Annotated in this window: 20 protein-coding genes and 3 tRNA genes; 8 read left to right on the top strand and 15 right to left on the bottom strand. The window is 72.5% G+C overall.

Annotated elements, in window-relative coordinates; translation table 11 throughout:
- Positions 1–201, top strand: coding sequence for a DUF397 domain-containing protein (locus ABZS42_RS20675; RefSeq protein ID WP_355147579.1), 201 nt, complete (start codon positions 1–3; stop codon positions 199–201).
- An 85-nt stretch (positions 202–286) separates the two neighbouring features.
- Here ABZS42_RS20675 and ABZS42_RS20670 read toward each other — a convergent pair whose 3' ends face one another.
- The 5 genes from ABZS42_RS20670 to ABZS42_RS20650 all read right to left on the bottom strand — a co-directional run bounded on the left by ABZS42_RS20670 (position 287) and on the right by ABZS42_RS20650 (position 5,363).
- Complete coding sequence (locus ABZS42_RS20670) at positions 287–1,336, bottom strand: ROK family protein (RefSeq protein WP_355147577.1); 1,050 nt, start codon at positions 1,334–1,336, stop codon at positions 287–289.
- 122 nt (positions 1,337–1,458) lie between these two features.
- Entirely contained in the window at positions 1,459–2,247 is a 789-nt protein-coding gene (locus ABZS42_RS20665) for a putative protein N(5)-glutamine methyltransferase (RefSeq protein ID WP_355147575.1), read from the bottom strand.
- 162 nt (positions 2,248–2,409) lie between these two features.
- On the bottom strand, positions 2,410–3,531 hold the full coding sequence (locus tag ABZS42_RS20660; RefSeq protein WP_355147573.1) for a cystathionine gamma-lyase: 1,122 nt from the start codon (positions 3,529–3,531) through the stop codon (positions 2,410–2,412).
- A 7-nt stretch (positions 3,532–3,538) separates the two neighbouring features.
- Positions 3,539–4,555 carry an NAD(P)H-dependent glycerol-3-phosphate dehydrogenase gene (locus ABZS42_RS20655; RefSeq protein WP_355147571.1) on the bottom strand — a complete coding sequence of 339 codons (1,017 nt, stop codon included), beginning with the start codon at positions 4,553–4,555 and terminating at the stop codon, positions 3,539–3,541.
- A gap of 76 nt (positions 4,556–4,631) precedes the next feature.
- Entirely contained in the window at positions 4,632–5,363 is a 732-nt protein-coding gene (locus ABZS42_RS20650) for a lysophospholipid acyltransferase family protein (RefSeq protein ID WP_355147569.1), read from the bottom strand.
- A gap of 127 nt (positions 5,364–5,490) precedes the next feature.
- Here ABZS42_RS20650 and cofC point away from each other — a divergent pair, with 127 nt between their 5' ends.
- From cofC to ABZS42_RS20630, 4 genes are all read left to right on the top strand, one after another.
- The gene (gene cofC / locus ABZS42_RS20645; RefSeq protein ID WP_355147567.1) at positions 5,491–6,129 is read left to right on the top strand and encodes a 2-phospho-L-lactate guanylyltransferase; all 639 of its coding nucleotides are present in this window, start codon (positions 5,491–5,493) and stop codon (positions 6,127–6,129) included.
- Between the two features lie 27 nt (positions 6,130–6,156).
- The gene (locus tag ABZS42_RS20640) at positions 6,157–6,354 is read left to right on the top strand and encodes a cold-shock protein (RefSeq protein ID WP_355147565.1); all 198 of its coding nucleotides are present in this window, start codon (positions 6,157–6,159) and stop codon (positions 6,352–6,354) included.
- Positions 6,355–6,408: 54 nt separating this feature from the next.
- Positions 6,409–8,730 carry an RNA degradosome polyphosphate kinase gene (locus tag ABZS42_RS20635; RefSeq protein WP_355147563.1) on the top strand — a complete coding sequence of 774 codons (2,322 nt, stop codon included), beginning with the start codon at positions 6,409–6,411 and terminating at the stop codon, positions 8,728–8,730.
- 141 nt (positions 8,731–8,871) lie between these two features.
- On the top strand, positions 8,872–9,741 hold the full coding sequence (locus tag ABZS42_RS20630) for an NUDIX hydrolase (protein ID WP_355147562.1): 870 nt from the start codon (positions 8,872–8,874) through the stop codon (positions 9,739–9,741).
- Positions 9,742–9,934: 193 nt separating this feature from the next.
- Here ABZS42_RS20630 and ABZS42_RS20625 read toward each other — a convergent pair whose 3' ends face one another.
- The 3 genes from ABZS42_RS20625 to leuC all read right to left on the bottom strand — a co-directional run bounded on the left by ABZS42_RS20625 (position 9,935) and on the right by leuC (position 12,795).
- The gene (locus ABZS42_RS20625; RefSeq protein ID WP_355147561.1) at positions 9,935–10,576 is read right to left on the bottom strand and encodes an HU family DNA-binding protein; all 642 of its coding nucleotides are present in this window, start codon (positions 10,574–10,576) and stop codon (positions 9,935–9,937) included.
- Positions 10,577–10,742: 166 nt separating this feature from the next.
- The gene (leuD, locus tag ABZS42_RS20620; RefSeq protein WP_355147559.1) at positions 10,743–11,336 is read right to left on the bottom strand and encodes a 3-isopropylmalate dehydratase small subunit; all 594 of its coding nucleotides are present in this window, start codon (positions 11,334–11,336) and stop codon (positions 10,743–10,745) included.
- A 13-nt stretch (positions 11,337–11,349) separates the two neighbouring features.
- Positions 11,350–12,795: a 3-isopropylmalate dehydratase large subunit gene (gene leuC / locus ABZS42_RS20615; RefSeq protein WP_355147557.1), complete on the bottom strand. Its 1,446-nt coding sequence runs from the start codon at positions 12,793–12,795 to the stop codon at positions 11,350–11,352.
- 49 nt (positions 12,796–12,844) lie between these two features.
- On the opposite strand from leuC, the gene ABZS42_RS20610 reads away from it, so the two are divergent.
- Complete coding sequence (locus ABZS42_RS20610; RefSeq protein WP_355147555.1) at positions 12,845–13,531, top strand: IclR family transcriptional regulator; 687 nt, start codon at positions 12,845–12,847, stop codon at positions 13,529–13,531.
- Positions 13,532–13,608: 77 nt separating this feature from the next.
- Here ABZS42_RS20610 and ABZS42_RS20605 read toward each other — a convergent pair.
- The 4 genes from ABZS42_RS20605 to ABZS42_RS20590 form a co-directional block, all read right to left on the bottom strand.
- Positions 13,609–13,681: transfer RNA gene (locus ABZS42_RS20605), tRNA-Glu, on the bottom strand.
- A 152-nt stretch (positions 13,682–13,833) separates the two neighbouring features.
- A tRNA-Glu gene (locus ABZS42_RS20600) sits at positions 13,834–13,906 on the bottom strand.
- Between the two features lie 128 nt (positions 13,907–14,034).
- Positions 14,035–14,106: transfer RNA gene (locus ABZS42_RS20595), tRNA-Gln, on the bottom strand.
- Between the two features lie 108 nt (positions 14,107–14,214).
- Positions 14,215–15,018, bottom strand: coding sequence for a fumarylacetoacetate hydrolase family protein (locus ABZS42_RS20590; RefSeq protein WP_355147553.1), 804 nt, complete (start codon positions 15,016–15,018; stop codon positions 14,215–14,217).
- Between the two features lie 225 nt (positions 15,019–15,243).
- On the opposite strand from ABZS42_RS20590, the gene ABZS42_RS20585 reads away from it, so the two are divergent.
- Both ABZS42_RS20585 and ABZS42_RS20580 read left to right on the top strand, forming a co-directional pair.
- Entirely contained in the window at positions 15,244–16,608 is a 1,365-nt protein-coding gene (locus ABZS42_RS20585; protein WP_355147551.1) for a hypothetical protein, read from the top strand.
- A 34-nt stretch (positions 16,609–16,642) separates the two neighbouring features.
- Positions 16,643–17,536 carry a 3-methyladenine DNA glycosylase gene (locus tag ABZS42_RS20580; protein WP_355147549.1) on the top strand — a complete coding sequence of 298 codons (894 nt, stop codon included), beginning with the start codon at positions 16,643–16,645 and terminating at the stop codon, positions 17,534–17,536.
- Positions 17,537–17,590: 54 nt separating this feature from the next.
- On the opposite strand, the gene ABZS42_RS20575 is transcribed toward ABZS42_RS20580, so the two are convergent.
- From ABZS42_RS20575 to arfB, 3 genes are all read right to left on the bottom strand, one after another.
- Positions 17,591–18,190 (bottom strand): TetR family transcriptional regulator, encoded by a 600-nt coding sequence (locus tag ABZS42_RS20575; protein ID WP_355147547.1) that lies wholly within the window; start codon positions 18,188–18,190, stop codon positions 17,591–17,593.
- Between the two features lie 214 nt (positions 18,191–18,404).
- Positions 18,405–19,403, bottom strand: a complete 999-nt coding sequence (locus ABZS42_RS20570; protein WP_355147545.1) for an aldo/keto reductase — start codon at positions 19,401–19,403, stop codon at positions 18,405–18,407.
- A 149-nt stretch (positions 19,404–19,552) separates the two neighbouring features.
- Positions 19,553–19,978, bottom strand: coding sequence for an alternative ribosome rescue aminoacyl-tRNA hydrolase ArfB (gene arfB / locus ABZS42_RS20565; protein WP_355147543.1), 426 nt, complete (start codon positions 19,976–19,978; stop codon positions 19,553–19,555).
- Position 19,979 lies beyond the last annotated feature (1 nt).

Raw genomic sequence — 19,979 nt, 5'->3', positions numbered from 1 at the left:
ATGACACCGACGATCAGCGTGGCCCTGGCCGCGGCCGCCTGGCGCAAGAGCAGCCGCAGCGGCGACGAAGGCGCCTGCGTGGAGGTGGCCTTGATCCCCGACCTGGTTGCCGTACGCGACTCCAAGGATCCGCACGGCCCGGCGCTCCTCTTCACACCGGCGGCCTGGGCCGCGTTCGCCCAGGCACCGCCGCAGCCCTGACCTCCGGCGTCCGGCCACCGGTGGGCGTTGGCCGGAAGCGTGGACCCGACCGGCCACCGGTGGGCGGTGGCCGGCCGGGCCACGCTCAGGTCATCACGGGCTGGGGCGCCGGACCGCCGCGCAGCGCCTCCAACGCGGCGATGGCCGCGCCACGCGCGCCGGCCATGTCCCGGTCCGGTACCAGGGCGAAGGTGGCCACCGCGGCCTGCTCCTCGCGCAGCGTGGTGTGCTCGCGGACGGTCGCCAGGAACCAGTCGCGGAACTCCGGCGCCGTCTCCACCACACCGCCACCGACGAAGTACACGTGCGGGTCGGTGAAGTTGGCGGCGATGGTGAACAGCCGGCCGATGGCCGCCGCCTGCTGGGTGAAGATGGCGCGGGCCAGCTCGTCGCCCCGCTCGCCGTAGTCGCGCACCAGACGTGCCGCGCGGGCCGGCGGCTGGGCGGCCAACGGGTGGTCCGGGTACCGGCCCAGCCAGTACGGCAGCAGGTTGCGCTCGATGGCGGTCAGCGAGGCGATGCTCTCCGCGTCCCCGCCGAACCCGCAGGCACAGTCCGGCACGGGCTGGTCCGGGGCGAGCAGGCCGGTGAGCGGAACGTGCACGTGACCTAGTTCGCCCGCCATCCCGGCCGCCCCGGAGATCACCCGCCCGTTCTCCACCACGCCACCACCGAGACCGGTGCCGACGATCGCGGAGACCGACGACCGGACCATCGCATCGGCTCCGAGATGGGCATGGTGGGCGTAGAGCGCGGCGGCGTTGCCGTCGTTGTGATAGGTCACCGGCAGATCGAGTCTCCGTTCGAGCGCACCGCGCACGTCGAAGCCCCGCCAGGCCGGTTCGGAGAAGTTGGTCGAACCACGTGAGGAGATCACCCCGGTGGCGCTCGCCGGGCCCGGGGTGTCCAGCCCCACCGCGCGTACCAGCTCACGTGGCACACCCGTGCGGGCCAGGACGCTGTCCAGCGCGCGGGCCAGCGCCTCGATCGCCACCTCCGGCCCGGCGTGCACCTCGCTCGGACTCTCCACCAACTCGTCCACCAGGAACCGACCGTCCACCGTCAGGATTGTGGCGTTGTTGCTGCTCCCACCGTTGTCCAGCCCGACCACCACCGGTACCCCTGCGCTGCCCACGCCCACCCCTCCCCCAGCGAACCTGATCAGAGGCTAGTTCGATCTCCATCGGCCCACCAGGCTCCGGACGGCCCGTGGTCGGATCGGGTGACGGGAACACCCCGACCCGAACGAGCGCGGGCTCAGGCCGGGCGGCGACCGGTGACCGCGGTGGCGTCCCGTTCCTCGTCGTGCCGTACCCGGGGCACCAGCCCGGCCGCGGTGAACGCCGCGCTCAGCGCGTCGGCCTGCCGATCGGACGCCTCCACGACCAGGTGTCCACCGGGCGCGAGCCAGTGGGCCGCACCGGCGGCCACCCGGCGCAACACGGACAGCCCGTCCGGACCACCATCGAGCGCCACCGGGACCTCGTGCAGACGCGCTTCCGGCGGCATCAGCGCCACCGCCGTCGTCGGCACGTACGGGGCGTTGGCGACGACCAGGTCCAACCGGCCCCGCCACTGCTGCGGCAGCGGCGCGAACAGATCCCCCGCGAACACCGGGACGGCCAGGCCCGCGAGGTTACGCCCGGCGCAGGCCACCGACGCCGGGTCGATGTCGACGGCGGCCAGCCAGCGCGGTGCGAGCCGCCGCGCCAGAGCGAGCGTGGTCGCACCCGAGCCGCAGCAGAGGTCCGCCACGGCCGGGGACGGGCCGGCGAGCTCCGCCGCGACCTCCACCAACAGCGCGGTACGCCGGCGGGGCACGAACACCCCCGGGTCGACGGCTATCCGCAGCCCACAGAACTCGGCCCAGCCGAGCAGGTACTCCAACGGTTCACCGGCGATCCGGCGTTCGACGAGGCCGGCCAGGGCGTCCGGGGACTCGGCGGCGTCGAGCAGCAGCTCCGCCTCGTCCTCGGCGAAGACGCAACCGGCGGCACGTAGCTGCCGCACCAGGGCGGAACGATCGAGGTGGGACGGCACGGTCATGGCAAACCTCCGGGGATGCTCGTCGGCGCCCCCGATGGCCGCTATCGGCGCGGCGTTGACTCGGAGGGGAGCGCCGGTCCTGCTGTCGGACGGATCGGACTCACCTCCTCGGATCGGGGCCCGGCACCGGGCCACCGGAACGATAACCTGCCGCGACGGCGATCAGTTGATCGGGCCGGCGGCGTCCAGCGCGGCGGCGATGTCGGCCACCAGATCGGCGGTGTCCTCCACGCCGCAGGAGAGGCGGACGAAGCCCGCGGAGGTGTCGTCCCCCCACTGGGCCCGCCGGTCCGCGGTGGTGTGCAGACCGCCGAAGGAGGTGGCCGCGACGACGAACCGGGCGGCGTCGATGAACCGGGCGACCCGGTCGGCGTCGCCGAGGTCGAAGGAGAGCACCCCCGGCATGCGGCGCATCTGCCTCGACGCCACCGGGTACGCCGGATCCTCCGGCCGGCCCGGCCAGCGCAGGCCGGTCACGTCCGGACGGCCGGCGAGCAGCGCGGCGACAGCCTCGGCGTTGGCGGACTGCCGGCCCAGCCGCAGGTCCATGGTCGCCAGCGACCGGTGCGCCAGCCACGCGTCGAACGGGCCCGGAACCGCACCGGTGGCGTTGCGCCAGAGCGTGACCGCCTCGATCAGCTCCGTCGACCGGCTGGCGACGTAGCCGAGCAGCAGGTCGGAGTGGCCGGTGAGCGCCTTGGTGCCCGAGGCGACCACCAGATCCGCGCCGAGGTCCAAGGGCCGCTGTCCGAGCGGGGTGGCGGTGGTGTTGTCCACCGCGAGCAGCGCGCCCGCCGCGTGCGCCAGCTCGGCCAGCGCGGCCACGTCGACCACGTCCAGCCCCGGGTTCGCGGGAGTCTCCACCAGCACGAGCCGGACCCCCTCCAACGGCGGGTACGGCCCGACCGTCGGCACGAAGACCACCCGTACGCCCATCGGCTCCAGTGTGTCGGTGGCGAAGGCCCGGACCGGGAAGTACCCGTCGGCGGGAAGCAGCACCGTGTCACCCGGACGCAGCACGGTCAGCAGCAGACCGGTGATCGCCGCCTGCCCGCTGGCGAAGACCCGGCAGTCACCGCCCTCCAACTCCCCGACCGCGGCCTCCAGCAGCCGCCGGGTCGGGTTGTCGGGGCGGCCGTAACCGTTCGCCGCGCCCGCCGGCCCCTGCCACGGGTCGAGGTGGTACGGCGCGGCGAAGACCGGGCCGGGCAGGAAGGGCTGCCCCGGCGCCGGCTCGGGCAGGCCCGCGTGCACACAGCGGGTGCCGTCCCCCAGCTCGCTCATTCGGTCCTCACTCGTACGACTCGGGCTTGGCGGTACGGCTCATCAACGTGTCGACCGCGATCCGGGGGTCCATCCCCTCGTGACAGATCCGCTCGACCTGCTCGGTGATCGGCATTTCCACGCCGTGCGCCCGGGCCAGGTCACGGATCGAGAGGCAGCTCTTCACACCCTCGGCGGTCTGCCGGGTGGCGGTCTGCGCCTGCTCCATCGTCTCGCCCCGCCCCAGATGCTCACCGAAGGTGCGGTTGCGGGCCAACGGCGAGGAGCAGGAGGCGACCAGGTCGCCCATGCCGGCGAGGCCGGCGAAGGTGATCGGGTCCGCGCCGAGCGCCACGCCCAGCCGGGCGGTCTCGGCCAGCCCCCGGGTCATCAGCATCGCCCGGGTGTTGTCGCCGAAGCCCATCGCGGTGGCGATGCCGTACGCCAGGGCGATCACGTTCTTGACCGCCCCGCCCAGCTCGCAGCCGATCACGTCGTCGTTCGTGTACGGGCGGAGGTACGGCGTCCGGATCGACGACTGCACGAGCGCTGTCCGCCGGCTGTCCGTACCGGCCACCACGGTCGCGGCCGGCTGCTCGGCGGCGATCTCCGGAGCCAGGTTCGGACCGGAGACGACCACGACCCGCTGCGCCGCCACCCCGGCGGCCTCGACGATCACCTCGCTCATCCGCTTGGTGGTGCCGAGTTCGATGCCCTTCATCAACGACACCAGCGTGGCGTCCGGGTGTACGTGCCCGGCCCACTCGGCGAGGTTGGCTCGCAACGTCTGCGACGGCACGGCCAGCACCACCAGCTCGGCGCCGGTGATCGCCTCGGCGGCGTCGGTGGTCGCGGTCACGTGTTCCGGCAGGACCAGGTGCGGCAGGTACTCCGGATTGCGCCGCTCGGCCCGCAGGGTGTCGGCGACCGGTTGCCGCCGCGCCCAGATGGTCACCTCCCGGCCGGCGTCGGCGAGGATCTTGGCGAACGCGGTGCCCCAGGAGCCGGCCCCGAGCACCGCGACGTGTCCGCTCCGCTCGCTCACGCCGCCGCTCCGCCCCGCTCCGCGGCGCCGCGAGGCGCCTCGCTGCTGTGCCTGATGGTTCGCTCGCGTCGCTCGTTCACGCCGACTCGCCCTGTTGCTGGCGCTGCGAACGGTTCGATCGCTGCCAGAGCGGCGGGGGTGTGCCGCCACGGATCTCGGCGAGCATGTCCCGGAGTCGCAACATGATCGTGTCGCTGACCTCCTCGAGGACGACCCGCCCGGGGGCCGCGCCCGCCCACCGGCTCAGGTCGATCGGCGGCCCCGCCACCACGGTCACCGGGATCCGCGGGCGCAGGCTGAGCCGGCTGGTCCGCGGATCGAAGATCCGCTCCGGACCCCACATCGCGACCGGGACGACCGGAGCGCCGGTGGCCAGCGCGAGCCGCGCGGCGCCGGTCTTGCCCCGCATCGGCCAGAGGTCCGGTTCCCGGCTGGTGGTGCCCTCCGGGTAGATCACCACGGCGTCGCCGGCCTGGACCGCCTTCACCAGCGTCGCGAGCGACCGGGCCGCGTCGACGGTGCCCCGCTCCACCGGTATCTGGCGGCAACGGTGCAGGATCCACCCCAGCACCGGCACCCGGAACAGGCTCGCCTTCGCCAGGTACTGCGGCCAACGGCCGGCGTCGAAGATGAAGTGCGCGGAGACCAGCGGGTCGGCGTGCGACAGGTGATTCGCCACGATGATCACACCGCCGTCCTGCGGCAGGTGTTCCATGCCCTGCCAGGTCCGCCGGGTCCACACCGACATGATCGGCTTCACCAGCATCACGGCCAACCGTGGCCAGAATCCCAGTCTCCGCCGTGCCACCGCGCCTCCTCGTGCCGCTCGGGGTCCGCGCACCGGACCGCCGGCGCTCCCCGCAGCGGAAATCATGCCTGCTCGCCCATGGTGCGGGCCAGCGAGGGTACCGACGACCAGCTGGCAGGATTGTGACGTGAGTCAGCCGAGGTGGGCCGTGGTGGTGCCGGCGAAGCGCCTGACGGCGGCGAAAAGTCGCCTGCGTGGAGCGCTGCCGGGCGTACCCCACGAGGAGTTGGCGTTGGCGTTGGCGGCCGACACGGTGCGCGCGGTGCGGGTCTGCCCGGCCGTCGCCGACGTGCTCCTCGTCACCGACGACGCCCGGATCGGCGCCGTGGGCCGGGAACTCGGGGCCCGGGTGCTGCCGGATCTGCCGGCCGCCGGGCTGAACGCGGCCTTCCGGCACGGCGCGGACGCCGCGGGCGCCGGCTGGGTGGCCGGCCTCACCGCGGACCTGCCGGCGTTGCGCCCCGCCGACCTCGCCGACGCGCTACGTGCCGCCGAGGACGGCCCGACGGTACGGCGGTACGTCGCCGACGCACCGGGCGACGGGACGGTGCTGCTCACCAGGCCGCCGGGGGTGGCGCTGCGACCCCACTTCGGGGGGCGCTCGGCGTCGGCGCACGCCGCGAGCGGCGCGCTGCCGTTGACCGGCGAATGGCCGAGTCTGCGGCGCGACGTGGACACGGCCGCCGACCTGGCCGCCGCCGCTCGGCTCGGGTTGGGGCCGTACACTGCCGCGCTCACCGTCGATCGCGCCGCCGCACCGGGCTGAGCCGGCCCGCCGGTGTACGGTGCTCGCATGCAGGGCACGGTGGCCACCTACGACGCGGCGACCCGCAGCGGCGTGCTGCTCCTCGACGACGGCACCGAGGTGCCCTTCCCGGCCCGCGCCTTCGACGCCTCCGGGCTGCGCCTGCTCCGTCTGGGCCAGCGGGTACGGGTGGAGACCGACGCGGCCGGCGAGGTGCTGCGGGTGACGTTGCCGACGATGATCTGACCAGTCGGCTCGAAGTTCATTTTGCGTTCACCCGTATCGGGTGATTATGAGCGGGTGAGCACCCCTCGCGAGGATCCCGCCCAGCCCGCCACCGAAGAGTCAGCGGCCCGTAACGGCAACCGGCGACGCGGCACCGACGGCCGGTTCCGCGCCGACCGTCCGGCCGAACACGCCCGCGCCGAAACTCCCGAGGCTGACGCGGCGGCCGCCTCCAGCGGGTTGGAGGAGGTGCTCGACCCGGTCGCCGAGGCCGGACCGGTGAACCTGCGCCCCGCGGCGGCCACTGCCGGGGAGGACCCGCCGGAGGCGGCGCCGCTGCCCGAGGACCGGTTCCTCAACCGGGAACTCTCCTGGCTCGACTTCAACGCCCGGGTGCTCGCCCTCGCCGAGGACCCGCGCACCCCGCTGCTGGAACGCGCCAAGTTCCTGGCCATCTTCGCCAGCAACCTGGACGAGTTCTACATGGTCCGGGTCGCCGGACTGAAGCGCCGCCTCCAGGCCGGGCTGCCGGTCCGTGGCGGCGATCGGATGCCGCTGCGCACCCAGCTGGGTCTGATCGCCGAGAAGAGCGCCGCCCTGGCGGCCCGGCACGCCGCGACCTTCGTCGAGGACGTGCTCCCGCAGCTCGCGGACGAGGACATCCGCATCATGCGCTGGGGCGAACTGGACGACGTGGAGCGGGACCGGCTGCGCGCGTACTTCCGTGAGCAGATCTTCCCGGTGCTCACGCCGCTGGCCGTCGACCCGGCGCACCCGTTCCCGTACATCTCGGGGCGGTCACTCAACCTGGCCGTGGCGGTACGCGACCCCGACGGCGGGTCGGAGCTCTTCGCCCGGGTGAAGGTGCCCAACAACGTGCCCCGCTTCGTCCGGGTGCGGCGCGACCGGCCCGGCGTGCGGATGCTGCCGGTGGAGGACCTGATCTCGGTGCATCTCGGCCAGCTCTTCTCGGGCATGCAGGTGGTCGAGTGCCACCTGTTCCGGGTCACCCGCAACGCCGAGGTGGAGGTCGACGAGGACCGGGACGAGGATCTGCTCCAGGCGCTGGAGCGGGAGTTGGCCCGGCGGCGGTTCGGCCCGCCGGTACGGCTGGAGGTGGCCGCCTCGATCACCGACTACATGCTCGACCTGCTCGTCCGCGAACTCGACATGGACGACCAGGACGTGCTGCGGGTGCCCGGCCTGCTCGACCTTTCCGCGCTCTGGCAGGTATACGAGGAGGCGGACCGGCCGGACCTGAAGGACAAACCGTTCGTGCCGGCCACCCACCCACGGCTCACCGAGGGCGAGGTGCCGCGCAGCGTGTTCGCCACGGTGCGCGACGGGGACATCCTGGTTCATCACCCGTACCACTCGTTCGCCACCAGCGTGCAGCGCTTCATCGAGCAGGCCGCCGCCGACCCGAACGTGCTGGCCATCAAGCAGACCCTCTACCGCACCAGTGGCGACTCCCCCATCGTCGACGCCCTGGTCGACGCCGCTGCGGCGGGCAAGCAGGTGGTGGTGCTGGTGGAGGTGAAGGCCCGCTTCGACGAGGTGGCCAACATCGGCTGGGCCCGGACGCTGGAACGGGCCGGCTGTCACGTCGTGTACGGCCTGGTGGGGTTGAAGACGCACTGCAAGACCGCGTTGGTGGTGCGGCAGGAGGGTAATCAGATCCGCCGCTACTGCCACATCGGCACCGGCAACTACCACCCGAAAACGGCCCGGCTCTACGAGGACTTCGGGATGCTCACCGCCGACCCGGAGATCGGCGCCGACCTGACCGACCTTTTCAACGTCCTCACCGGCTACAGCCGGCAGACCGCGTACCGCCGGCTGTTGGTGGCGCCGCAGGGCATCCGCAGTGGCCTCGTCGAGCGGATCGAACGGGAGATCGCCCACGTCCGGCTGGGCATGCCCGGGCTGGTCCAGTTCAAGGTGAACTCGTTGGTGGACGAGGCCGTCACGGACGCGCTGTACCGCGCCTCGCAAGCCGGCGTCCACGTCGACCTGCTGATCCGCGGGATGTGCACGCTGCGGCCGGGGGTGCCGGGGCTGTCGGAGAACATCCGGGTTCGTTCGATCCTCGGCCGTTTCCTGGAGCACTCCCGGATCTTCCGGTTCGGCAACAACGGCGACGCCGAGTTCTGGATCGGTTCGGCCGACCTGATGCACCGGAACCTGGACCGGCGGGTCGAGGCCCTGGTGAAGGTCACCGACCCGGTCGCCCGGGCCGAACTGGACCACGTGCTGACCGCCGCGATGAGCCCCGACGTGGAGGCGTTCGAGCTGGCCGGCGACGGCACCTGGACCCGCCGGACCGGTACGGCGGAGGAACCGTTGGCCCATCTTCAGGAACTGCTGCTGACCCGCGCCGGTGGCACCCCGGGCTGACGGTCGCGGGGCATAGGCTGACGGGGTGAGGCGGGAGCGACGCGGGGAGGCGACGGACGAGCGCCGTACGCCGTCCGTACCCCCGGCTGTCGCTTCGCGGGTACGACCCCTGCCCGGGTCCACGCGAGCCGGACTGCCGCGATGACCGAGATCCGCGCGGCCGGCGGGGTCCCGTGGCGACCTGTTGCCGACGGAACCGAGGTGTGCGTCGTCCACCGGCCCCGCTACGGAGACTGGACGCTGCCGAAGGGCAAGCTGGAACCGGCCGAGCACCCGCTGGTCGCCGCCGTCCGCGAGGTGGCCGAGGAGTCCGACGTGCGGGGAGTACCGCAGGTCCGGCTGCCGTCCGCGCGCTATCGCAGTGAGGGGCACCCGAAGGTCGTCGACTACTGGTCGATGCGAGCGGTGGCCAGCGGCGGCTTCCAGCCCGACACCGAGGTCGACGAGGTGCGCTGGCTTTCCGTGGACGACGCGGCCCGGTTGGTCAGCTATCCGCACGACGCCGAGGTGCTGGCCGCGTTCGCGGCTCTTCCCCCGGTGACCGCGACCCTGCTGGTGCTCCGGCATGGCCACGCCGGAGTCCGGGGCACCGGAACCGGCCCGGACACCGCGCGGCCGCTGGACTCCGAGGGCTGGGCGCAGGCGTACGCGTTGGCCGAACTGGTGGCGCTGATCCGCCCGCAGCGGCTGCTGTCGGCCTCGCCGCGGCGATGCGTGCAGACCCTGGACCCGGCCGCCGCCCGCCTGGACCTGCCGATCGAGGTCTGTAGCGACCTGGACGAGCCGCGCGCGGGGCAGCAGCCCGACGAGCGGGCACTCGCCCTCGCCGCCTGCCTGCTGGGCCTGGCCGGCGCCGGCGTCACCGCGGCGGTGTGCAGCCAGGGCAAGGTGATTCCGAGGGCGTTGGAACAGCTCACCGGCCGTGTCGGGGAGGACTTCAGCACCCCGAAGGGCGGAGGTTGGCTGCTGGCGTTCGCCGGCGACACCCTGCTCAGCGCCGAGCGCCTCTGACATCCCGGGGCCCGGTCGTCACGGCGGTGCGCCGGCCGGTCCGTTCGGCGGCCGGCCGACTCGGGTCCGTCGAGGCGCGGCGTCGCCCACCCGGGCGCCCGAGGTCGAGGCAGCGGGGTCGAGCGACCAGGTCGTAGCCCGTACACGTCGAAGGGCGCCCACCCACCGGGTGGACGCCCTTCGAGCCGACCGGTCAGCGCCGGGTCGCTGCCTTCTTGGCCGGGGCCTTCTTGGCGGGAGCCTTCTTGGCCGCCGTCTTCTTCGCCGGCGCCTTCTTCGCCGCCGTCGTCTTGGCCGCCGCGGTGGTCTTCTTCGCTGCGGCCGTCCGGCCGGCCGCCGCGGTCTTCCGCGCCGGCGCCGCCTTCTTGGTCGCCGCCGCCTTGGTCGCCGCAGTGGTCTTGGTCGCCTTGGTCGCCTTGGTCGCGGCCTTCTTCGCCGCCGTGGTCTTCTGCGCGGTCGCCGTGGCCTTGGTGCCGGTCGCCTTGGCCCGAGTGGCCTTGGCGCCGGTGGTCTTGGCGGCCGCGGTGGTCTTCTTCGCCGCAGCCGTGGCCTTCGGCACCTTGCCGCTGGCCACCATCTCCTTGAAGCCGGCGCCCGCGCGGAAGGTCGGGACGGATGTCTTCTTGACCTTCACCGCCTCACCGGTCCGAGGGTTCCGGGCTGTTCGCGCGCCCCGTACACGCTTTTCGAACGCTCCGAATCCGGTGATCGCCACCTTCTCGCCCTTGGTGACCGCCGCCTGGACCTCAGCGAGGACCGCGTCGAGCGCGGCCGTCGCCATCTTCCGGTCTCCCAGGCGAACGGCGAGCGCCTCGATGAGCTCGGCCTTGTTCACGACTTCCTCCCGATTGTGCAACTGACTCGACGCGAGCCATTCTGCGCGCACGGTATGCCCTGTGCTGCCGGGACACAAACATTCGGTCGAAAAAAGCCCTTGTGTCGCAACGAATTCGCCCCCACCGGCCGGGCCGGTGGGGGCGAATCGCTTCTACGCTTCAGATCTACGGCCGCGCGACGGACGGCAGGAACGGCGGTCGGGCCGCCTCGTAGGCACCGATCTCGGCCTCGTGCCGGAGGGTGAGTCCAATGTCATCCAAGCCCTCCATCAATCGCCAGCGGCTGAAGTCGTCAAGCGGGAACGACCAGGTGGCGTCCCCGGCGCGGACCTCGCGGGTGGTCAGGTCGACGGTGACCGGGGTGCGCGGGTCGGACTCGACGCGATCCCACAGCTCCTCGACCGCTTTCAATTCCAACTCGACCGGCAAGAGCCCCTCCTTGAGGGCGTTGCCGCGGAAGATGTCACCGAAACGCGGGGAGATCACCGCACGGAACCCCCAGTCGCGCAGCGCCCAGACCGCGTGCTCCCGAGAGGACCCGGTGCCGAACTCAGGGCCGGCCAGAAGAATCGACGCCCCCGAATATGTTTGATCGTTGAGCACGAATGCGGGATCTTCCCGCCACGCGCTGAAGAGCCCGTCGGCGAAACCGGTCCGGGTCACCCGCTTGAGGTACACGGCCGGAATGATCTGATCGGTATCCACATTGGAACGGCGTAGCGGAACGGCGGTGCCGGTGTGGGTGGTGAAGCTCTCCATCAGCGGTGTCCCCTTACAGATCGGCGGGTGCGGCCAGCCGACCCACCACGGCGGTAGCGGCGGCGACCGGCGGGGAGACCAGGTGGGTACGTCCGCCCCGACCCTGGCGGCCCTCGAAGTTGCGGTTGGAGGTGGAGGCGGAGCGCTCGCCCGGCTTGAGGGTGTCCGGGTTCATGCCGAGGCACATGGAGCAGCCGGCGAACCGCCACTCGGCGCCGGCGTCGGCGAAGACCTTGTCGAGCCCCTCCGTCTCGGCCGCCTCCCGGACGGCCGCGGAACCGGGCACCACGAGCATGCGTACACGGTCGGCGACCTTCCGCCCGCGCAGCACCTCGGCGGCGGCGCGCAGGTCCTCGAGCCGGCCGTTGGTGCAGGAGCCGACGAACACCACGTCGATCGGCAGGTCCCGCAGCGGGGTGCCGGAGCGCAGGTCCATGTACTCCAGCGCCCGCCGGGCGGCGGCCCGCTCGGACTCCGTGACGAACTGCTCCGGGTCCGGAACCCGTTCGCTCAGCGGGGCGCCCTGGCCCGGGTTGGTGCCCCAGGTGACGAACGGAGTGACCTGGCCGGCGTCCAGGGTCACCTCGGCGTCGAAGGTCGCCCCCTCGTCGGTGGGCAGCGTCCGCCAGTACGCGACCGCCGCGTCCCAGTCGGCGCCCCGCGGCGCGTTGGGCCGCCCCTTGAGGTACGCGAACGTCGTCTCGTCCGGCGCGATCATGCCGGCCTTGGCACCCCACTCGATGGACATGTTGGCCACGGTCATCCGCCCCTCCATGGAGAGGGCGCGGATGGCCTCGCCGCGGTACTCGACGACGTGTCCGCGGCCGCCACCGGTGCCCACCTGCGCGATCAGTGCGAGCACCAGGTCCTTCGCGGTGACCCCGGGGGCGAGCCGGCCGGTCACGTTCACGGCCATCGTCCTGGGCCGACTCTGCGGCAGCGTCTGGGTGGCCAGCACATGCTCGACCTCGCTGGTGCCGATGCCGAAGGCGAGCGCACCGAAGGCGCCGTGGGTGGCGGTGTGCGAGTCGCCGCAGACGATGGTCGTGCCGGGCTGGGTGAGCCCGAGCTGCGGACCGATGACGTGCACGATGCCCTGGTTCTCGTCGCCGAGCGGGTGCAACCGGACACCGAACTCGGCGCAGTTGGCGCGCAGCGTCTCCAACTGGGTACGCGAGGTCGGGTCGGCCACGGTGAGCAGGTCGCCGCGCCGCTGACGGAACGCCGGATCGGCGTACCCGGTGGGTGTGTTGTGGTCCTCGGTCGCGATCGTCAGGTCGGTACGGCGCACCCGGCGGCCGGCGAGCCGTAGCCCGTCGAACGCCTGCGGGCTCGTCACCTCGTGCAGGAGGTGCAGGTCGATGTAGAGCAGATCCGGCTCACCGGCGGCGGCTCTCACAACGTGCGCGTCCCAGACCTTCTCGGCCAGGGTCCTCGGCTCAGGAGTGACTCCCACCATCTGGACATCCTAAATTCTGGGAGGTAAATTTCGGCTTGTGGGACACAGTATGAGCGGTGTCGGCGTTCTCGACAAGGCGGTGGTCATCCTGGCCGCCTGCGTGGACGGCGCCAGCCTGGCCGAACTCGTCGAACGCACGAAGCTCCCCCGGGCCACCGCGCACCGGCTGGCACAAGCACTCGAGATCCACCGGATTCTGGTCCGGGACACCCAGGGCCGCTGGCGGCCGGGGCCCCGGCTCGGCGAGTTGGCCAACGCCGCTCCCGACGTACTGCTGACCGCGGCGGAGCCACTGCTGTCCGCGCTACGCGACGCCACCGGTGAGAGCGCACAGCTCTACCTGCGCCGGGCGGACGAGCGGATCTGTGTGGCCGCCGCCGAGCGGGCCAGCGGACTGCGTGACACCGTCCCGGTCGGGTCGGTGCTGCCCATGACGGCGGGTTCGGCCGCGCAGATCCTGCTCGCCTGGGAGCCACCGGAGGCAGTGATGCCGCTGCTGCCCCGGGCCAAGTTCACCGGGCGCACCCTGGCCGAGGTACGCCGGCGCGGCTGGGCGCAGAGCGTCGCCGAACGGGAGGCCGGCGTGGCGAGCGTCTCGGCGCCGATCCGCGACCGCACCGGGCGGGTGATCGCCGCGATCAGCATCTCCGGCCCGATCGAACGCCTCGGCCGCCGTCCGGGCGAGCGCCACGCCATGGCCGTCGTCCGTGCGGGCCAACGCCTCTCCGGCCTCTAACCCCACCCCCACCCCGGGGCGGGAGGGAGGGGAGAGAAAAAGGCCCGTCTCGCGGGGCGAGACGGGCCTTTCGGATGTAGCCCCGACCGGATTCGAACCGGCGCTACCGCCTTGAGAGGGCGGCGTCCTGGGCCGCTAGACGACGGGGCCAGGCACATGTTGTGCGGCAACCGCCCCGTTGGGCGGTTGCCGTCGTAGTTTAGCGGCGCCCGTTCGGCGGGTGTGAACCGGGTCCACGCGGGTAAAGCCCGCAAAAGCGAAACGGCCCGCCTCGCCGAAACGAGACGGACCGCAACCCGATGTAGCCCCGACCGGATTCGAACCGGCGCTACCGCCTTGAGAGGGCGGCGTCCTGGGCCGCTAGACGACGGGGCCAGAACCTTCTTTCCCTCACCGCTCCTGCGAGCGGCGCCGCTGAACTCTACCAGACGCTCGATCGGCCCTCACGGGCCGGATCACGCACCTCAGAATCCAGCGACCGACGCTCTCGCGAACGTCGGTTGCTGGGGTACCAGGACTCGAACCTAGACTAACTGAACCAGAATCAGTCGGGCTGCCAATTACCCCATACCCCATTGGCCCCTTGCGGTGCCGGGAATGAACTTTACCCTCCCGCCGCCAGCAGGCCAAATCCAACCCCCCAAACCCAGCTTGACCTGTGGTTTCAGGGCGTCGGAGCCGGATCAGGCGACCGGCAGCACCGGGTTGGTGAGCTCGCCGATCCCCTCGATCCGCACCGTGACCGTATCCCCGTCGGTGAGCGGGCTAACCCCCGCCGGCGTGCCGGTCAGAATGACGTCGCCGGGCAGCAGCGTCATCACGTGCGAGATGTACGACACGAGCGCCGGCACGTCGAAGACCATGTCCCGGGTGCGGCCCAACTGGCGCACCTCCAGCGCGTTCGGGTCCGGACCGACCTCGCACCGGATCTCCAGATCGGAGACGTCCAGCCCGGTGGTGATCCAGGGTCCGATCGGGCAGAACGAGTCGAAGCCCTTCGCCCGGGTCCACTGGCCGTCGGAGCGCTGCAGGTCCCGGGCGGTCACGTCGTTGGCGCAGGTGTAGCCGAAGATGGCCCGTTCGGCGGCGGCCCGGTCGGCGCGGCGGGCACCCGTCGCCCCGATCACCACGGCGAGCTCCGCCTCGTGCTCGACCTGCTTGGAGAAGATCGGCAGCCGGATCGCGTCGCGCGGACCGATCACGGACGTGGACGGCTTGAGGAAGAGCAACGGCTCCTTCGGCACCTCGCTGCCGTGCTCGGCGGCGTGCTCCGCGTAGTTGCGGCCGACGCCGATGACCTTGCTCGGCAGGATCGGCGAGAGCAGCCGCACATCGGAGAGGGCCCAGCGGGCCCCCGTGAACTTGATCTCGCCGAAGGGGTGGCCCTCGATCTCGGCGACGGTCAGGCCCTCCAGTCCGGCCGACGCCTCACCCTCGGCGACCCCGAACGACAACCCCTTGGCATGAAGGAAACGAACGATACGCACCCGGCAAATCTAGCCCGGTCGCCGCCGCGACCATCCCCGCCGGGCGGACGGGACCCCGGCGATCTCCGCGCCGGGGCCCGCCGCGCGGCACAGCCGCCGCCGAGACCATCCAACGGACGCGACGAGGCAGCGTACGCGCACCGGCCTCACCCGGGGCGAGTTTCGCCAAGTCGTACCCGCACGACGTGCCGGCGCCCATAGCGTCGGCTCCGGAGGTTCGTTCGCATGCCTGCATCGACACGACACCACAAGGCCCTCGCGGTGTTCGTACACTGCCTCGGCATCCTCGCCGCCGTGCCGGCCCTGCCCGCGCTGGCGCCCGACCCGGCCGCTGCGCGGCCGCGACCGGCGGTGGCGCCGGAACCCTCGTCCTCGGGGTCCTCTCCGTCGCCATCCCAGCTGCCCGGTATGCCCGCCGCCCCACCGGCGGTTCCCACGCCCACCCGGGCGTTGCCACCGCCACCGAAGCCGCCGGTCACCGTCGCGGTGGCACCGGCACCGACACCGGCCCCGGCGTACCGGATCCACGTGCGCAACACCGGCGGCACGCCGGTTGACACCACCGTCCGGCAGGAGCTGCCGGCCGGCTCGACGCCCTCGATCATCACTGCCGGCGGCCAGGCCGGCCGGATCGTGGGCCAGTCGGCGAGCGAGGTGACCTGGCGGCTGAAACTGCCGGCGAACAGTGTCACCACGCTGAACACGTCGCTGGCGCAGGCTCCCACGGGGCAGCCGGTGACGGCACCCGCCTGCGCCTTCACCAGCGACGGCAAACGGCCGTACGACTGCGCCACCGCCACCTGGAACGCGGCGGCGGGTGCGACCACGAAGGACCCGGCGTCCCCGGCGTGGCAACGGACGCCGTTCCTGGTCGGCGTGCCGGCGGCGGCGGTGCTGCTGGGCGGGACGGCGGGGTGGTGGCTGTGGCGACGGCGGCGCCGGACGGTCGCGTCCGCCCTCGCCACCGGTGACGGATCCGCCGGCCGAGGAGCGGCCGCCGATCCGCGGCACGGCCGCGGCACCATCTACCCCCGACCGTCGGCACCCCAGGTCACGACCCGACGTCGCAAACCGCCCGTCTGGCTGTTGGTCACCTCGGCCGTGGCGGTGCTCGCCGGGGTGGTCGGTGTGGCCGGTTGGACGGCCACCCGCCAGGTCACCTCGATCGACACCGACAGCCGGCCGACGAGCGGCGCCTGGCACGGCAAGGGTGTCGCCGGCCCGATGGGGGTGCCGCTGCGCGAGTCGGCCTTCGAGTTCACCGTGTACCGGATCGCCTGCGTCGCACCGGGCGCCGCCGCTCGTCGGCAGTGTCAGGCCACCGTCGGAATTCGCAACATGACCCCGGAGCACCAGGCCTGGCACGGGGAGCTGCAACGGGTGTACCTGCCGGGTGGCCGATTCGTGACCACCGACGAGGCTGCCACCCGGCTGGCCAACCTCGGCCGGGACATCTTCGCCCAGCCGTTGGCGGCGGGTAGCCGGGTGGTGCTGCCGCTGGTCTTCACCGTCGACGGCCGGGAGCCGCCGAAGCAGCTCGAGCTGCGCAGCGGGGTGTTCTCCCCCGGCGTGCGGGTGGACGTGCCCTGATCAGCCGAGTCGGCGGCGGTCGTACGCTGGTGCGGTGACCGCCGCCGCCCTCACCCCGTCGACGGTGCTCGCCGCGGCCGACTGGCAGCCGAGGCGGCAAGCCCACCAGGAACGGGTCGACGCCTGGCTGGCCCCGCACCTGGACCGACGGCGTCGAGGCGAGAAGCATCCGGTGGAGGACTTCCTCTTCACCTACTACTCGTACCGTCCGGCGCAGCTGCGCCGCTGGCATCCCGGTCCGGGCGTGGAGCTGCGTGACGCGGACCCGGCCGAGTTCGGCAGCGACTACCGTACGACCGCTGGCGGCGTGACCCTCGACACCGCCGGGGCCCTCGCGCGGCGCGCCGAGTCGATCGCCTGGATCCGTACGCTCCTCGCCGCGACCGCCGGCCGCCAGCCGCACCTCGGCTGCTTCGGGATGCACGAGTGGGCGATGGTCTACCGGCAGACCCAGGCGGAGGTACGGCACAACAGCTGGCCGCTGCGGCTGAGCCCGGAGGAGACCGCGCGGACGGTGGAGGCGAACCGGATCCGGTGCAGCCACTTCGACGCGTTCCGGTTCTTCACCGCACCGGCCCGGCCGCTGAACCTGCTCGCCCCGAGCCGGGAGACCCAGCACGCGCTCGAGCAGCCGGGCTGCCTGCACGCCAACATGGATCTTTACAAGTGGGCGTACAAGCTCTCCCCGCTGGTGCCGAGCGAACTGGTCGCCGACGCCTTCGCGCTGGCCCGGGACATCCGCACGCTGGACATGCGGGCTTCGCCGTACGACCTCGCCGACCTGGGCTACCCGCCCGTGCGGGTCGAGACCGTCGAGGGCCGGCACGAGTACGTGCGGGCGCAGCGCTCGTTCGCGGAGCGCGCCGCGCCGCTGCGGGCACGCCTGATCGCGGAGTGCGACCGGCTCGCTCCCGCGATGCCGGGGTGAACGCGTGTCGCGGCAGTGGGCGACGGTGAGAGCTACCTGAACTTCGCCGCCCGCTCAGTTAGCCGGGCGGACGCGCAGACCGTCGAGGAGCAGCGACAGCACAGCGGCCAGATCGTCTTCCAGAACCGGCTCGGCCCACTCGGTGAGGTGCGCCGGGTGGTGGAACCGGGTGGTCGCCTGTAACACCGCCCGCCCGGCGAGTGCCGGATCCGCCACGTCGAACTCCCCGGCGGCCACCCCGTCGGCGACGATCACCGCGAGCTGCCCGGCGAGCACCTCCAGGTGGGCCGCGACCACGTCCTCCAGCTGGGTGGCCAACAGGTTGAAGGTGTCGAACAGCTCCGGGTCCTCACGGGCGATCCGGCGCTTGGAGCGGTTCAGCTCGAACAGCCACCGGCGCAGCCGCTCCGCGGCCGGCTCGCCGGCGGTCGCGACCTCGGCCAGGGGGGTGGACATCCGGGCGAGCCAGCGTTCCGTGACGGCGGAACGCAGCGCTGCCTTGCTGGGAAAATGGCGGTAGACACTCCCGTGGCTGACGCCGAGTGCCCGGGCCACGTCCAGCACCGTCGCCTTCGCCGGGCCGAAGCGGCGCAGCACCTCCTCGGCGGCGTCGAGGATGCGCTCGGCGGAGAGGGTGCCCGGGTCGGTGCTCATCACTCAAGCCTCCCTGATCCGGCGTCGGTGGTCGTCGTCACCCCCACCGTCCGCGCGGGGCCACCACCGGGCGGGTCGGCGACAGCGTCCGCCGGACCGGGGTGAGGCGCTCCCCCGCTGCGGGCGGTCCGCCCTCGGCGGTGGGCGCGGCGGCGAGCCGGGGCACGGGCTTCCGGCCGGAGAACCGGCGGACGTCCGTGCCCCGTCGTGCGGGTCATGCCCGCTCGCTGTCCAGGAAAGCCATGTGATCTGCGTCGTAGCGGGTGCCGGCGGCGGCGTCGGCGGGGACCACGGCCTCGATCGCCGCCAGGTCGGCGTCGGTCAGCGTGAGCTCGGTAGCACCGAGTGCCTCGGCGAGGCGGTCCCGGCGGCGCGCGCCCACCAGCGGCACGATGTCGTTGCCGCGGCCCAGCACCCAGGCGATGGCGACCTGGGCGACGGTTACGCCGCGTGCCTGCGCGATCGTCCGCAGTTGCTCGACGAGGGCCAGGTTGCGGTCCAGGTTCTCCCCGCTGAAGCGCGGCAGGTAGGCCCGGTAGTCGTCGGGGGCGGGGGTCCGCTGCGCCGACCAGTGCCCGCTGATCAGGCCGCGGGAGAGCACCCCGTACGCCGTGACACCCACCCCCAGTTCCCGGGCGGTCGGCAGGATGTCCTGCTCGATGCCTCGGGAGATCAGCGAGTACTCGATCTGCAGGTCGGTGATCGGGTGCACCTTGTGCGCCCGGCGCAGCGTGTCCGCGTTCACCTCGGAGAGTCCGATGTTGCGGATGTGACCGGCGGTAACCAGCTCGCTCAGGGTCCCGACCACGTCCTCGACGGGCACGTCGGGGCTGATCCGGGACGGCCGGTAGACGTCCACGTAGTCGGTGCCGAGCCGGCGCAGGGTGTATCCGAGGAAGTTCTTGATCGCGTTCGGGCGGATGTCGTTGCCGACCCAACCGCCCTGGGGGTCGCGCATGGAGCCGAACTTGACGCTGATCACGGCGTTTTCCCGGTCGCGTCCGCGCAGGGCCTCACGGAGCAGCATCTCGTTGTGTCCCTGCCCGTAGAAGTCGCCGGTGTCGAGCAGGGTCACGCCGGCGTCGAGGGCGGCGTGGATCGTGGCGATGCTCTCGGTGTCGTCGGCGCCGGTGTAGAGGTCCGACATTCCCATCAGGCCGAGTCCGAGCGCGGAAACGGTCGGGCCGGTCGTCCCGAGCGTGCGGGTGTCCATGATTGTTCTCCTCATCGTGGTGATGAGTTGAGATTACATCGTCGTGGTAACAGATTCCAAACTCTGTCACCCGAACACATGCGTCCTCCCGGCGCAGCACACGAGACATCGGCGTGCCCGCTCAGGGGCCCGCCGGACAGGCCGGACTGCTACTCGCCGTCCACGCGGCGGTCCCGCTTGCGCTGGGACTGGCGCTTCTTGTCGGCCAGCCGCCGCTCCTTGGCGCCCCGGGACGGACGCGTCGGGCGGCGGGGCGGCGGCGGCGGGGAGATCGCCTCCCGCAGCAGCGCGGCGAGCCGCTCCCGCGCCGCCTCACGGTTGGCCAACTGGGCCCGGTGCTCGCTGGCCGTGATGGTGAGCACGCCGTCGACGAGCCGACCGGCGAGCCGCTCCAGCGCCCGGGTCCGCAACGACTCGGGCAAGCTGGGCGAATTGGCCAGGTCGAAGCTCAGTTCGACCCTTGTGTCGGCGGTGTTGACGCCCTGCCCGCCCGGGCCGGACGAACGGGAGAATCGCTCCCGCAACTCCGCGGCGGGGACTGTCCACCTGTCGGTCACCCGCACATCGCCGTCCACA

It is taken from the genome of Micromonospora sp. NPDC005367 (assembly GCF_040606825.1).
Taxonomy (GTDB): Bacteria; Actinomycetota; Actinomycetes; order Mycobacteriales; family Micromonosporaceae; genus Micromonospora.
The sequence above is the reverse complement of the archived record's forward strand: the minus strand, read 5'-3'. Positions and strand labels throughout refer to the sequence as shown.

Excerpts from the sequence above, each read along its gene's own strand:
- leuD (WP_355147559.1), bottom strand. The coding sequence starts at position 11,336 with ATGGAGAGCTTCACCACCCACACCGGCACCGCCGTTCCGCTACGCCGT.
- ABZS42_RS20570 (WP_355147545.1), bottom strand. The coding sequence starts at position 19,403 with ATGGACACCCGCACGCTCGGGACGACCGGCCCGACCGTTTCCGCGCTC.
- ABZS42_RS20575 (WP_355147547.1), bottom strand. The coding sequence starts at position 18,190 with ATGAGCACCGACCCGGGCACCCTCTCCGCCGAGCGCATCCTCGACGCC.
- ABZS42_RS20660 (WP_355147573.1), bottom strand. The coding sequence starts at position 3,531 with ATGAGCGAGCTGGGGGACGGCACCCGCTGTGTGCACGCGGGCCTGCCC.
- ABZS42_RS20665 (WP_355147575.1), bottom strand. The coding sequence starts at position 2,247 with ATGACCGTGCCGTCCCACCTCGATCGTTCCGCCCTGGTGCGGCAGCTA.
- ABZS42_RS20585 (WP_355147551.1), top strand. The coding sequence starts at position 15,244 with ATGCCTGCATCGACACGACACCACAAGGCCCTCGCGGTGTTCGTACAC.
- ABZS42_RS20610 (WP_355147555.1), top strand. The coding sequence starts at position 12,845 with ATGAGCGGTGTCGGCGTTCTCGACAAGGCGGTGGTCATCCTGGCCGCC.
- ABZS42_RS20640 (WP_355147565.1), top strand. The coding sequence starts at position 6,157 with ATGCAGGGCACGGTGGCCACCTACGACGCGGCGACCCGCAGCGGCGTG.
- ABZS42_RS20630 (WP_355147562.1), top strand. The coding sequence starts at position 8,872 with ATGACCGAGATCCGCGCGGCCGGCGGGGTCCCGTGGCGACCTGTTGCC.
- ABZS42_RS20675 (WP_355147579.1), top strand. The coding sequence starts at position 1 with ATGACACCGACGATCAGCGTGGCCCTGGCCGCGGCCGCCTGGCGCAAG.
- leuC (WP_355147557.1), bottom strand. The coding sequence starts at position 12,795 with ATGGTGGGAGTCACTCCTGAGCCGAGGACCCTGGCCGAGAAGGTCTGG.